This is a genomic window from Pantoea sp. Nvir, assembly GCF_009829915.1.
In the GTDB taxonomy this organism is placed as follows: Bacteria; Pseudomonadota; Gammaproteobacteria; order Enterobacterales; family Enterobacteriaceae; genus Pantoea.
The window spans coordinates 59,892-74,450 of sequence record NZ_SZZW01000003.1 but is presented as its reverse complement, the minus strand read 5'-3'; the positions used below and the strand labels follow the sequence as shown (position 1 = coordinate 74,450).

The following is a 14,559-nucleotide window of genomic DNA, read 5'->3' as shown; positions in this document are numbered from 1 at the left end:
TATTACCATCATCAATGTCGGTCCTGATAATCTTTATCATTCCCATTGCCATAACTGCGATGGTGTTAACACTACAGGCAAGGCAATGTCCCATTGCATAACAGGCAATTTCTCTACCTTCTGAAAGTCATGCGCCACACCAATAGGTAAAAAACCTTGCTGTCTCCAATTTTGTAATGCGCGATCGTAAAATCCACCCCCCATGCCAAGCCTTTGCCCTCTATTATCAAATGCTACCAGTGGTACTATCATCACATCCAACCTATCTAATGTAATTATCTGACGGACATCTAGTGGCGGTTCCGGAATATTTAATTTATTTAGGACCAAAGGTGTTTGAGGGGTATAACTTAGAAAAAGTAGATGACCTGCTGCAAAGGGGTGTAGGACTGGTAGGTAAATTTGTTTTTTCTGTTTCCAGAATTTAGCGCTTAATAAGAGGGTATTAATCTCACCGTCCACTGGAATAAATAGAGCGATATGGACCGCGCTAGCAATTCCCTCAAAACTAACTGCGCGTTCTGTTAGCATATCCGCTGCCCGTTGCTGTTGTTCTTCCGTCAGGGAACGTCGCAGATTTCGCAAGTGCTGACGAATAAAATTTCGTTGCTCGAGTAGTAGAACGTGAGACATATGAACTTTACCGATAGCTCCTAATTATATCACTCAGAACGTAAAATAAATGCAAAATTATAAGGAGGTACGCGTTGCCACCGTAATCAATCCACCAACCTTCTTAGGTGAACCGAATAGAGTAGACCACATTTTGTCGATATAAAATATTAGTTTTAATTCAGAAAACATGTCCCCCTTCTCTACTATTCTAATAAAAATTTATTGCACTATTAATGTAATATGTACAATACAAAGTAATATTCAGACTTCTTACCCAGAAATTTAGTGATGCACTATTGCTCTGCAATATCCTCTCCGACAGTCTGCTACAATAGACATTATTCTATGTTATTAACATAGTCATGTATTTTCACTTTTCCTTGCTCTAATTCATGGAAGATATTTAACATAGTAATGAATACTATTTACAAGCATTCATTGAGTTTACTTATAGTCATCTTTGATCTATTTTTTCGTTCAGAAGGGAAATACACTTTTAATAAAAAAACCGAAAAATTGTATATCTACCGGTATATGCAGATATACTTTACTTTTCTACTGATTACTGTGCCCACAACTCACCATCTTGTGCTCCATACATATCGAGTTATGGCATCTATAACTATATAGATACGAAAATAATGAAGAATTATTCTTCTGAAAACCTTGGGTAATTATTAGTTGTTTAATAAGCACTTATTCTTTCAATAACGAATTATCTGATGTGTTCAAAGAACATCACTGCTGATTATAATGCGCTGAATTTTCTTTATCGCAATTAAAGTTAGAACTAACACTAATTGAATTAAATAGCCTGATCAGTGGCATTCCCCATACATATAGAATCCGAAAAATAAAGGATTTTTGTGTCAGCCAATACTACTCGATGATAAGCATATTAGTGTATTTGACGGTGCGGTACGATGTGATGTGTAGGCTTAGTGAATAATGTATTCTCTTTAGCCTATGCTATAAAAGATAGCAATCTAAAGCAATACCGTTAAAGGCGGTAATTGAACATGTGATTGTATCATGACAGATTCCATGTGTTCGCTACTGACTACCTACGCAGTATAGAAGCTAATTCTATATTAAACTATGTATTTTGTTGCACGCAGAAGTGCTAGTTCTTACGAAGAGGTATAAACGTGATTTCTCTGAACTCTTTCCAGCATCGGCGGCAGAGACTGTTAACGAAAATGGTTCCGAGCAGTGCCGCCCTGATTTTTGCCACACCGTTAGTGACGCATAGCAGCTATAGTGAATACCTTTTTCGTCAGAACAGCAACTTCTGGTATTTTACCGGCTTCAACGAGCCACAGGCGCTACTGGTACTGATTAAAAGCGACGATACTCATAATCACAGCGTATTATTTAACCAAGCACGAAATCTCACTACAGAAATATGGTTAGGCAGGCGGTTAGGTCAGGATGCAGCACCTGAAAAATTATGTGTAAACCGTTCACTACCTTGGGACGATATAGCCCAGCAACTGCATCAGTTGCTTAATGGACTCAACGTGATTTACCACGCACAGGGTGAATATATGGAAGCAGATAAATTAGTATTCACCGCACTGGATAAGCTACGTCGTGGTTCCTTCCAAAACCTTAGCGCGCCTGCTATCCTTATAGACTGGCGTCCTTGGGTATATGAAATGCGCTTGTTCAAGGAACCTGAAGAGATCGAGCTTCTGCGCCACGCTGGCAGAATTAGCGCGCTGGCTCATACGCGTGCTATGGAAACTTGTCGACCTGGCCTATTTGAATACAATCTTGAAGGAGAAATTCATTACATCTTTAACCGTAATGGGGCACGGTTTTCTTCTTATAACACTATTGTCGGTTCCGGTAAAAACGGCTGTATTTTACACTATACTGATAATAAGAGCGAACTTCAGAATGGAGATCTAGTGCTAATCGATGCTGGTTGTCAATTCCACGGTTATGCTGGAGATGTTACTCGCACCTTTCCGGTTAATGGCAAATTTAGTGCCCCGCAGCGAGCTATTTACGACATCGTGCTTGCTTCTCTCTATAAGGCGCTCTCTCTCTTTCGGCCCGGTATAAGTATCCGTCAGGTTAATGAAGAAGTCGTACGTGTCATGGTCAGTGGAATGTTAAATATAGGCATTTTATTTGGTGAAATTGAGGCCTTAATTGAGGAAAACGCGCACTGTCATTTTTTTATGCATAGCCTAAGCCACTGGTTAGGGTTGGATGTACATGACGTCGGTCATTATGGTACCCCTTTGCGCGACCGTGTTCTTGAATGCGGCATGGTATTAACCGTTGAGCCTGGACTCTACATTACAGAGGATGCTGATGTTCCCTTAGAATATCGCGGTATTGGTATTCGCATAGAAGATGACATTCTAATCACTGCAACAGGTAATGAAAACCTTACCGACAGCGTAGTAAAAGACGCTGATGCCATTGAATCTCTGATGGCGGCGGCGCGTTAAGTGTGAGTATTATCATTTTTTGCCCAGAGACCCACTATGATTGGTATTGTGCTTTAAAAAACACTTCTAAACTATAAACCATGGCAATTAAAGTTTATTTCAGCGAATAAGTGTGATATTTCCGTATCTGCAATAAAACTTCACAGTATGATGATCGAGTAATATAATTACTTATTTGCATATACTACTCGCTCTGAAGTGCAGTGCATTGCAGATGCTAATATCCTTACCATTCGCAGACATCTTTAAATAGATGTGCAATGACTTGGTGCATTATATAAATTTTTATGAATATATAATGTATATATTACTCTTCCAGTAGTAACAAATTTTGTCTCAAATATTACACCTAGTTGAATAAAGAAATTATGATATAAGACTCAAGCATATACATTACCTGAAACTATGTGGTAATTCACCATCCTTATACTACCAGTGTATAAAGTAGAATGAATATTCATATTTTAATTGTATGATATAAGTTTGTTTTAACAAGTTTTTAATGTTGCTAGTAAGCAGGGATTATAAGCTTTTGGATGATGCGATAATGAAAAATTAATTAGTTACTTAGGCCCTTTCTTTTCTGATGAGTTTTCTAAAATAGTATCAGTCATAGATTTAGCTGGCTGTTACTACTGGATCTATCTTATATAGTAGATCTAGGTTTAACCTCCTAGCAGAGCTGTTTCTATAACATACGGTATCTTTTCCAGTATTTACTTAATATCATTTCCTATTCAGTTCAGAATATTTCATATCATACTAATAGTATGAACTTTTTATTGAGCTAGACAGTAATATCCCTACCATCATCAATATGATTTGTCTTTATCTTTTTCGAGATTCACGAAAAGAGGTTATGAAATAGAATTAGTCCTCTAGTAAATAGTGCAATGGTTGGATATTTAGGTGGCCACCATCATCGCCTTCAACACGTAGTACGCTATTTGACTCTAGATCGTTTTTCATCACTGCTTGAACCCATATAGTGCCATTTTCAAGCTGAATGGAAGCCAGTACCGTTCCAGTGCAGCGCCATCGCTCACCTATCTGTATCTCTAAAGAATCACTCGGTGCTGGTAGCCGGTTTGCATGTCCTGCTAACCAGTAAAGAGCACGCTTATTTGTGCCTCTAAATTTCGCTCGAGCGACCATTTCCTGTCCGGTATAGCAGCCTTTTTTAAAGCTGATGGCGTCCAGCTCTTGCAAGCTAGCAGCTTGCGGGATTAGCTGTGCGGAGGTCTCGAGTTCGATAACTGGAATACCTGCCTCAATATCTAGCGCTAACCATTGTATGCTGTTATTAAGTTGAGCACAGTCCAGATGTTGCTTTAATGCCTGCGCCTGTGTTTCGTTTGTTATAATTAAAAAACGCTCGGAGGGTTTTGGGAACCATAGTAAGGTACTGTCCTCCTGCTGTACTACTGGGGTGTTATTGTTCGGCAATATCTCAAAAAAGCTACTTAATGCAGCACCTGTCTGAAAACCAGCCACGCCTAGTAGCACCGCTTCATCGTCTGGTGTAAGTGTTACTTTGGAAAATACTGCGTATTTTTTTAATTGAGTTAGCTGTATTTCTCGTAGCTTGCGTCGCAGAAGATAAGAGTAACCGTCACCGCGATGAAACAGACGAATAGTGCTCCACATCTTACCGTTCGAGTTACAGTGTGCCGCCAACTTATGTTGATCAGCGCTTAACTCGATGACGTCTAGAGTGAGTTGTCCCTGAAGATAAGCCATACTATCAGGACCCTTCACCGACACAAGTGCCCAGTCATTGAGTGACATAAGGGTTAATGGCAGAAGAGAAGCGGCCATAGGCGGTCTAGAAGGTAAGTTAAAAATAGGCATTGGCTATCCTTATTTTAAAGTTAATTCTTCATACCATGTTATGCCACACCGGCTTTGTACAATATATCACAGATATGTAGCCATCAATCGTGAATTCACACCACGTTAACCAACTGTTGGAAGCTTGTGTATTGCCTTTGTATAGCCTGAGTGACATATTTATGTAGATGTGATACAGTCAAAGCATATTGGGGGTACTATTTTAATGTAAGAAAGTATTAAAGATGCATATTTATGATAAATCACGTATTTACTGGGCGTGTCGTCGCGGCATGTTGGAGCTGGATGTTGCTATCATGCCGTTCTTTAAATATGAATATGACACCCTAAGTGACACTGAAAAAAAGGCTTTTGTGGGACTACTTAAAAGTGATGATCCGGATATTTTTTATTGGATAATGAATTATGGGGCACCAGCCGACCCAGACCTAAAACACATCGTCACTCTAATTCAACAGAGTCACCATGAACGTGGTCCCGTGGCGCAGTAACAATAGTAATAGATCAGGTTGGTAGGCCGATGTCGTTAAAAACACTGCGGGAACAGATATTTTGTATTGGTTCAGTTGGTGATCCTGAGTAAATATGCTACAGAAATAATACAGCAATATATGCTTGCTCCTGCAGGAGTCTAGTTTTGATATTCGCTCAGCTGTGAGACACAAATTTTATACTGCAAATGATTTATATAATAAAGGATTATATATCTATTCCGTGAACTATTACGGCTTGACTATGAAAGACTTTAGAATGCCTGAGGGATTTATTGTAAGTGTAAGGTAAAGTAGATAAGGAGCTAATAATTATTTTAAGCAAAGAGTCTTTTGATTGTCTGAAGCAACACTATTTTCACTAACTTGAAAGACGCGGTGCATAGCAGATGATGTGCCGAGTATCTATTGTAAAATAAATCTTGAGCAGTAGTACAAGCTCTGAGTATTTTACGCTATTCAACGCACACTGTTAATCCTGGCTGATTAGCATGATCATTTTATGTAACCAGGTAATGCAGAAACTAAAATAAAAGATGTTCAACCAGCATAAGTGTAGTGGACTCATAGCTAGTGATTCAATCAGTTGAACTACGGCAGCGTGATATCCGCGGCCAGGATTACCTACCGGCGGATCTTCCACCGTTGCTTAAAAAAATCTATCTACATCGCGGCGTATGTAGTGCGGCTGAGCTAGAACGCAGCGTAAGGCATCTATTGCCTTTTACCACGCTTAAGGGACTGGATAAGGCGGTGGAGTTACTGCACAAAGCTCTGATTAACGGTCAACGCATTATGGTCATAGGTGATTTTGACGTCGACGGTGCGGCTAGTATCGCGCTGACGGTGCTAGCGCTACGTAGCATGGGTGGACATAACGTGCAACATTTAGTGCCTAACCGCTTTGAAGATGGCTACGGCCTAAGTCCAAAAGTAGTTGAGTACTCGCATGTCCGTGGCACGCAGCTTATACTGACAGTAGATAACGGCATCTCTTCACACGGTGGCGTAGAGTGCGCACATCGGTACGGTATCCCGGTGCTGATCACCGATCACCATCTGCCAGGCGAAACCCTCCCTGAAGCTGAAGTAATTGTTAATCCTAACCTCAACGACTGTGCATTTCCTTCTCGCACGCTGGCAGGTGTTGGAGTCGCTTTTTACGTGATGATGGCACTGCGCGCTCATTTACGTAAGTTAAATTGGTTTGATACAAAGCTCGCAGAGCCGAATTTAGCAGAATTGTTGGATTTAGTCGCTCTCGGTACCGTCGCAGACTTAGTACCGTTAGACTTTAATAATCGAATTCTAGTATGGCAGGGAATAAATCGTATTCGAGCTAATAAATGTCGCCCTGGTATCCGTGCGTTGATAGAGATTGCCAATCGAGATATGAGTCACTTAGTGGCAAATGATCTTACCTTTGGTATTGGACCTCGACTAAATGCGGCAGGACGACTTAATGATATGTCAGCCGGTGTGGCGCTATTGTTAACTGAGGATATAGAGCATGCGCGTATGCTAGCCCTTGAGTTGAATATGCTGAATCAGAAGCGCAAAGAGATTGAGCAAAACATGCAAAGCGAAGCACTGTCGCTTTTTATGAAATTGACGCATCAGCAGACCGACCTGCCGCTAGGTTTAGCCTTTTACCATCCTACATGGCATCAGGGCGTTATCGGTATTCTGGCCGCCCGACTGAAAGAGTATTTTTATCGTCCAGTAATCGCTTTTGCGCCAGCGGGCGATGGCATGTTAAAAGGCTCAGGTCGTTCTATTCCACGCTTACATCTTTACAACGCACTGGAGAAGCTAAAGAGACTCTATCCTGGATTAATATCAAAATTTGGCGGCCACGCTATGGCAGCAGGTTTATTACTAAAGGAAGTGCACTTTGAAGAGTTTCGTCAACGATTCGCTGAATTAATGGGGCAGTGGTTAAACAAGGAGCTTTTGCAGCATGTCATCTGGTCAGATGGTACGCTGCAACCGAATGACTTCAACATACAGACCGCTGAGCTGTTACGTGAAGCTGGACCCTGGGGTAAGTCATTTCCTGAACCTATATTTAACGGAAAATTCAAACTTTTACGACAAATTTTGATTGGTGAGCGTCATTTGAAGATGATAATAGAACCGCTTGGAGGTGGCCCATTGCTTAACGGTATTGCTTTTAATATCGACACGGGTTTATGGCCTGATAAAAGTGTGCAACAAATACAATTAGCCTTTAAGCTGGATATTAATGAATTTCATGGTAACCGATCATTGCAGTTAAGAATTGAACATATCTGGCCGCTAAATTAATCGTGCTTAACAGCTCAGCCTTCATAACTCGACTGTTAAGCACGATTAATTTTTATACTAGAGTACGATTATGGTGTAACTTTTGCTAGAATAATTAAGTTCAAGTACCGGATCTAAGTTATTTCCGAAACCGCTCATCTTCTTAGCAGTTACAAGAAGATAGGCATACCTTAATTTTATTGAACTCTGCCTACCTGTGAGGAGGGTTGCTAAAGTTTTTAACACCTCTTTATTCAGTATTATGCTCCTTGTATTTGAAGTCTATGGTTATCTTTCTAGGACAGAATGAGTTAGCGAGTACATCCCAACTGTAACTGCAACAAATGTCCTCTAGGTGCGTGTTTAGTACGCAGAGTAAGGAGTGCAGATATTAAAAAATAACTTACACAGAAGAGTGTTGTTTGCACTACACGATTGAAAACCTATAATATCCCGATTCTTTCAGTTAAACTATGTACTCTTATTTTAAATGTTTAGCACAAAGAACTAAAAGGCATGTTTGAAATTAATCTACTTAAAAATCGTATGCAGGACCTCACTGAGCGCAGTAACGTTCTTAGGGGGTATCTTTGACTACGATGCTAAGAAAGAACGCCTAGAAGAAGTAAACGCTTATCTGGAGCAGCCGGGTATCTGGAATAAACCTGAACGCGCGCTGGCACTAGGTAAAGAGCGCTCGTTACTAGAAGTGATTATCGATACTTTCGATCAGATATACTACGGTCTGGACAATGTTAAAATCCTGCTTGAATTAGCGGTGGAAGTTAACGATGAAGAGATTTTTAAAGAAACTGTTGATGAACTCAATGCACTGGAAACTAAACTTGGTGCACTAGAATTTCGTCGTATGTTTTCTGGAGAATATGATAGTGCTGGCTGCTATATCGATTTGCATGCTGGCTCAGGCGGCACCGAAGCACAAGACTGGGCTAGCATGTTGTTGCGCATGTACCTCCGATGGGCTGAAGCTAAAGGATTTAAAACTTCAATTATAGAAGAATCAGTAGGGGAAATAGCTGGGATCAAGTCCGCTACTATACGTGTATCAGGAGAGTACGCTTTTGGTTGGCTGCGTACTGAAACAGGTGTACATCGCCTAGTACGTAAGAGCCCGTTCGACACTGGTGGACGCCGCCATACCTCTTTCAGTTCTGCCTTTATTTACCCGGAAGTAGATGAAGAGGTGGGTATTGAAATTAACCCTGCAGATCTACGAATTGATGTTTACCGCGCGTCAGGTGCTGGCGGTCAGCATGTTAACCGTACCGAATCGGCCGTACGTATCACCCATATTCCAACTGGAACAATAACGCAGTGTCAGAATGACCGTTCTCAGCATAAAAATAAAGATCAAGCTATGAAACAGATGAAAGCAAAGCTTTATCAGCTTGAGATACAAAGGAAAAACATGCAAAAACAGGCTCTAGAAGATAGTAAATCTGATATCGCTTGGGGCAGTCAGATTCGCTCATACGTGCTAGATGACTCTCGCATCAAAGATCTGCGTACGGGCGTTGAAACCTCCAATACTCAGGGAGTACTGGATGGTGGGTTGGATCGTTTTATTGAAGCAAGTCTAAAAGCAGGTCTATAAGGAAGCGATATGTCTGAACAAAAACTGCAGAACACTCGGGTTCCCTTTGAGTTAAATAACGAAATGAAAAGGCGTCGAGAAAAACTCGGTACACTGCGTAAAAACGGAATGGCTTTTCCTAACGACTTTCGCCGAAATGCTACCTCAGACCAGTTACACGAACAGTATGATAAGAAAAGCAACACAGAATTAGAAGGGCTTGGTATCGAAGTAAGCATTGCTGGTCGTATGATGACACGTCGCATTATGGGCAAAGCATCTTTTATTACGTTGCAAGACGTAGGTGGGCGTATTCAGCTCTACGTGGTGAGTGAACATCTGCCGAAAAGCTTCTATAACGAGCACTTCAAGAAATGGGATCTAGGTGATATCCTGGGTGCCTGCGGTAAGTTATTTAAAACAAAAACCGGTGAGCTGTCAGTTCACTGCAATAAGCTGTATCTGCTGACCAAAGCATTGCGCCCACTGCCAGAAAAATTTCACGGATTGTCCAATCAAGAAACTCGATACCGTCAGCGCTATTTGGATTTAATTGCTAACGATGAGTCACGATATATTTTTAAAGTGCGCTCTAAAATCATGACCGGCATCCGCCAGTTCATGATGAAACGGAATTTTATGGAAGTCGAAACTCCAATGATGCAAGTGATACCAGGCGGTGCCCTAGCTCGTCCGTTTATTACTCATCATAATGTATTTGATATAGATATGTATTTACGTACTGCACCAGAGCTCTACTTAAAACGTCTAGTGGTCGGGGGTTTTGATCGCGTATTTGAAATCAATCGTAACTTTCGTAATGAAGGCATTTCGCCACGTCATAATCCCGAGTTTACTATGATGGAACTCTATATGGCTTACGCGGATTACAAGGATTTAATTGAGTTAACTGAAAGTTTGTTCCGCACCTTAGCACAGGATATTCTAGGTACGACCAAAGTGCTTTATGGCGATCAAGAATTTGATTTTAGTAAGCATTTTGAGACACTCACCATACGCGAAGCGATTAAAAAATATCTTTCTGAAATTGAGATAGCGGATCTAGATGACTTTGATAAAGTAGTGGCGATCGCGCAGTCACTCGGTATTAAAGTTGAAAAAAGATGGGGTGTAGGTCGTGTAGTAACAAAGATCTTTGAGGAGACAGCGGAGGCAAACCTAATTCAGCCAACCTTTATAACTGAATACCCTGCAGAAGTATCTCCTTTAGCACGCCGTAACGATAAGAATCCAGAGAATACTGATCGCTTTGAATTCTTTATCGGTGGTCGTGAAATTGGTAATGGTTTTTCCGAGCTCAATGATGCTGAAGATCAGGCTGAGCGTTTCCAGCAACAAGTTACTGACAAAGAGGCGGGTAACGATGAAGCAATGTTCTACGACGAAGATTATGTCACTGCACTGGAGTACGGTCTCCCCCCCACAGCAGGTCTGGGCATTGGTATTGACCGCATGGTAATGTTGTTTACTAATAGCCATACTATCCGCGACGTGATTCTTTTTCCAGCATTGCGTCCTAGCGTAAAGTAACATCAATATTTCTAGTTTATGAAATATTTTTCAAGATTATATCGAGTAATATGTGTATATTGATATGATATAATCATCATACAATACGGTATAACTATGTATAAATTTAGTTTGATATTAAAAAGTTATTTTCCTAATTGTTAGGATAAGGGTAATATACATTAATACTTATGATTTTTTATCTAAAAAAACTTCTTTTAGTTATTCAGACATATTAATAATCATGATTAAACTTTTTTCTTAAAAAGGGAAAAGGGGTTTGTTGAATTGTTCAATACATTAACTATTAACATAGAAGTAATTTTATTAACTAGATAATTTTCCAGTATGGAACGGAACTACACTACTCGATCTAGAAAATAAGCTACTTATTTAAAAGTTCACCATCTCGCTGTAGTATTAACTATGATGGCGGTATTTACTGCTAAATTTTTCCCCAGGTCGGGATGTTTGTTCTTATCAAGCAAAAAAATATACTGAATTTGTGATTCAGTCAAAAATGATGTAGATTTTGTATTTCTTCTATGGTGGCGTAAATGCCATATTCATATGGTTTTATAAATTACTTGTTGAACTTAGTCATTATTCAGGGGAGCATGCATAGGAACTGCAAAAGCGCTCGCATTTAATCGACTTTGATAGGTTCTGATATCTGTTCATCATTTATTAGCGGGAAATAGATAGGAAAGATAGGAGTCTACTTGGCATTCACAAATAAAATTTGTTTACCGTAGCACACAGCAAGTTAAAATTATAATTTTACCAAAGCCCTTTTTAAACCGGTAGCTATCTTAAACTTAATTATATTACGCTTAATTAGCGCGAAAGTAGGAGTGTTTTATTATACACTTATCTTATATTTGTATCTTACAACGATTAACTAATATAATTAATGCTACCTAGTTTGATATAGAATAAAATAAAAAATCCTAGGTAACATACTACCAATCTATGTATTAGATACCATAGATTTATTATCGCAGTCAACAAATTATAGTATTTATATACTACGAAATAGCGATCGGTATGGACTAAACCATTTTTTTGTTCACTACTGTTGACTTTTTTCTTTGTCTGAGCAAAATAGCTTTTTTAGATTTTTACATAGTTCTGCTAGGTTGTAAAGTGCTTATTACACAGATGGCGTGCTATAATGTCCTGAATATGTATTTGGCCGAATATCCGCTATTGTAGGATAATCAAAAATAACATTACTATCCATGTTATATCCTTTGAGGTATGAGAGCACTGTCTCATATGCTTTTCGCCTTGTCCACATTAGTAGCTCTTACCACGCATTCAGATTTATGCTAGCTGTTGCTGTTTATCAGCGAATATTGATAAGTCGTTGTTCTTTCAAAATTTATCATTCTATTTAAAACATTGGCAATATTTCTATTCTTTTGCTATTTGAATTAATGATTAAATATAATCGTACAGTAAATAATACTGCCTGATTGTCAAACAGCAAAACTTCACTAAATTTTGCTCCTGCTGCAACACTTTCTTGCAAAATATAGAGAGTGCGTGATCATGCATCTATGATTTTATAATCATAGTGATGCATTTTAAATTTCTATAATTTTTTAAGAAAGTTACTTTTTGCTTCAGCTGGTCTTCCTGAAATCATGTGCCAAGAAAAATTGGCCACTTGGTTTTTCAAGTGATCGGCGTAGATTAATAGATCATATTGTATTAGACAGAAGATACAAGCAATTGTCGGTACTGCTAAATATGCGTAGTATCTGTCATATGTTAAATATATAGCACCACTCGCTTTCTATAAATGGCGTATACCTGATTTTAGTAAGATTAATATTGACTTATAGCATTGCACTGTGCCTACTCATAATCCTCTCCTAGCAGGTACTGGAGTACTTCTTGAAATAATATTCTGCTTGATATGGAAAAGCGTTGTATAAAAAAAGGTGCTTACTAGTGACTTTAGTGATTAGAAAACACTGTAGAACTAGAGAGCAACAGGCTAGTACTTCCCGAATTGGCGCGTATTATCTATGACCTAAATAATAAGGTCTAGTTCATCGAGCAACGCTGAACCTCTTCGAAGTATGTGTAATAAGCATATGTACTGCGTGCGTTACCCTGACAAGGAGCCGTAGGATGAAAGCTACTGTAATCGCATTATAAGCTTATAGTGCGGATGATGCTTGTGAGTTGTGATTCATTGATGTTGCAATTTGTGTGATATGACGATGACCTTTGGTCATCAACGCGTAGCATATCTTTAGTAGCAAATCTCTATACTTCGTATCTTATTTATATTTTCTATAGCAGGATATTCTGTGGATTTTGTATAGAAATTTTCAAAAAATACGTTCTTTCAACACGGCACGATTCTGACTTAATAGCCTTGACTACAGGAGAATTGAAGTATGCCACGCCCATTATCTGACTGTACTACCGCACTTAACTCCGTACAGCTGTTACTGCTGGCACAGCAATACAACGGCCCGTTTTGGGCATATGACGTAGAAATTATTAAACAACGCATTAAACAGTTGCATGCCTTTGATATAGTGCGTTTTGCACAGAAAGCTTGTTCTAACATTCATATACTTCGTTTTATGCGCGCCGAGGGCGTTAAGGTGGATGCCGTTTCTCTAGGCGAGATCGAACGTGCGCTAGCAGCGGGCTATAGGCCGGGCAACGAAGATATAATTTTTACCGCTGACGTTTTTGACAGACCAACCTTAGCGCGTATCTCTGAATTAAATGTACCAGTGAATGCTGGTTCGATGGATATGCTACATCAGTTAGGCAATACCTCATCAGGCCACGCCGTATGGCTGCGTATTAATCCCGGATTTGGACACGGCCACAGCCAAAAAACTAATACTGGAGGTGAAAACAGCAAACATGGTATCTGGCACAGTGAGTTACCAAAAGCAGTTGAAGTTATTGAAAAGTATGGTATGCGTCTTGTAGGACTGCATATGCATATCGGCTCTGGTGTTGATTACAACCATTTGCAGCAGGTATGCGATGCGATGGTGGATCAGGTAATTACACTTGTTCATGACCTTGATGCAATTTCTGCTGGAGGCGGTTTAACCATTCCGTACCGTTTTGGCGAAGAGGCTGTCGATACCATGCATTATTTTAGTTTGTGGGATGCTGCACGCGAGCGTATCGCCTTACATCTGGGCCATCCGGTCAAGCTAGAGATTGAGCCTGGTCGTTTTCTAGTCGCTGAGTCAGGTGTACTAGTATCTCAGGTCCGCGCGGTAAAAACCATGGGCAGTCGCCACTTTGTGTTGATAGACGCAGGCTTTAGCGATCTGATGCGTCCATCGATGTATGGCAGCTACCATCATATTTCGCTACTCGCGGGCGATGGTCGTGCCGTTGATGATCAAACACTTGTTGATAGTGTGATAGCAGGGCCGTTGTGCGAATCAGGTGATGTTTTTACTCAGATGGAGGGTGGTAAAGTTGAGACACGTGCGTTGCCTGCGGCGCAAATTGGCGACTATCTCGTGTTCCACGATACGGGTGCCTATGGTGCGTCGATGTCTTCTAACTACAATAGCCGTCCTCTAATTCCTGAAATTCTTTTTGAGCAGTGCGTGCCTCGTGAAATTCGACGTGCACAAACTATTCAAGAGTTACTGGAGCTGGAAATAGGCTAAGGGATAGGAAAACACAGCCTCTGTCTTTGTCATTTTTTACTATCAATAAAGCAGTA

The 14,559-nt window shown here is 40.0% G+C and carries 8 protein-coding genes; 6 read left to right on the top strand and 2 right to left on the bottom strand.

Translation table 11 applies throughout. The features are described from left to right. Positions 1-36: 36 nt before the first annotated feature. Positions 37-633, bottom strand: a complete 597-nt coding sequence (locus tag FD729_RS03145) for a 5-formyltetrahydrofolate cyclo-ligase (protein WP_159931832.1) — start codon at positions 631-633, stop codon at positions 37-39. Between the two features lie 1,130 nt (positions 634-1,763). On the opposite strand from FD729_RS03145, the gene pepP reads away from it, so the two are divergent. Further along, positions 1,764-3,080, top strand: a complete 1,317-nt coding sequence (gene pepP, locus FD729_RS03140; RefSeq protein ID WP_204162610.1) for a Xaa-Pro aminopeptidase — start codon at positions 1,764-1,766, stop codon at positions 3,078-3,080. An 870-nt stretch (positions 3,081-3,950) separates the two neighbouring features. On the opposite strand, the gene ygfZ is transcribed toward pepP, so the two are convergent. Next, complete coding sequence (gene ygfZ, locus FD729_RS03135) at positions 3,951-4,931, bottom strand: tRNA-modifying protein YgfZ (RefSeq protein ID WP_159931831.1); 981 nt, start codon at positions 4,929-4,931, stop codon at positions 3,951-3,953. 224 nt (positions 4,932-5,155) lie between these two features. On the opposite strand from ygfZ, the gene sdhE reads away from it, so the two are divergent. From sdhE to lysA, 5 genes are all read left to right on the top strand, one after another. Then, positions 5,156-5,422 carry an FAD assembly factor SdhE gene (gene sdhE, locus FD729_RS03130; protein WP_159931830.1) on the top strand — a complete coding sequence of 89 codons (267 nt, stop codon included), beginning with the start codon at positions 5,156-5,158 and terminating at the stop codon, positions 5,420-5,422. 573 nt (positions 5,423-5,995) lie between these two features. Beyond that, positions 5,996-7,729, top strand: a complete 1,734-nt coding sequence (gene recJ, locus FD729_RS03125; protein ID WP_236421735.1) for a single-stranded-DNA-specific exonuclease RecJ — start codon at positions 5,996-5,998, stop codon at positions 7,727-7,729. A 495-nt stretch (positions 7,730-8,224) separates the two neighbouring features. Beyond that, positions 8,225-9,323 (top strand): peptide chain release factor 2 gene (prfB, locus tag FD729_RS03120; protein WP_159931829.1). Its coding sequence is split into 2 segments (ribosomal slippage): positions 8,225-8,299 and positions 8,301-9,323, totalling 1,098 coding nucleotides; the frame shifts between segments, so codons are not numbered across the junction. A 9-nt stretch (positions 9,324-9,332) separates the two neighbouring features. After that, positions 9,333-10,853: a lysine--tRNA ligase gene (gene lysS, locus FD729_RS03115; protein WP_159931828.1), complete on the top strand. Its 1,521-nt coding sequence runs from the start codon at positions 9,333-9,335 to the stop codon at positions 10,851-10,853. Positions 10,854-13,246: 2,393 nt separating this feature from the next. Next, positions 13,247-14,503 carry a diaminopimelate decarboxylase gene (gene lysA, locus FD729_RS03110; RefSeq protein ID WP_159931827.1) on the top strand — a complete coding sequence of 419 codons (1,257 nt, stop codon included), beginning with the start codon at positions 13,247-13,249 and terminating at the stop codon, positions 14,501-14,503. Positions 14,504-14,559: the final 56 nt, after the last annotated feature.

Coding starts and splice junctions, on each gene's coding strand:
- FD729_RS03145 (WP_159931832.1), bottom strand. CDS start 633: ATGTCTCACGTTCTACTACTCGAGCAACGAAATTTTATTCGTCAGCAC.
- ygfZ (WP_159931831.1), bottom strand. CDS start 4,931: ATGCCTATTTTTAACTTACCTTCTAGACCGCCTATGGCCGCTTCTCTT.
- sdhE (WP_159931830.1), top strand. CDS start 5,156: ATGCATATTTATGATAAATCACGTATTTACTGGGCGTGTCGTCGCGGC.
- lysS (WP_159931828.1), top strand. CDS start 9,333: ATGTCTGAACAAAAACTGCAGAACACTCGGGTTCCCTTTGAGTTAAAT.
- lysA (WP_159931827.1), top strand. CDS start 13,247: ATGCCACGCCCATTATCTGACTGTACTACCGCACTTAACTCCGTACAG.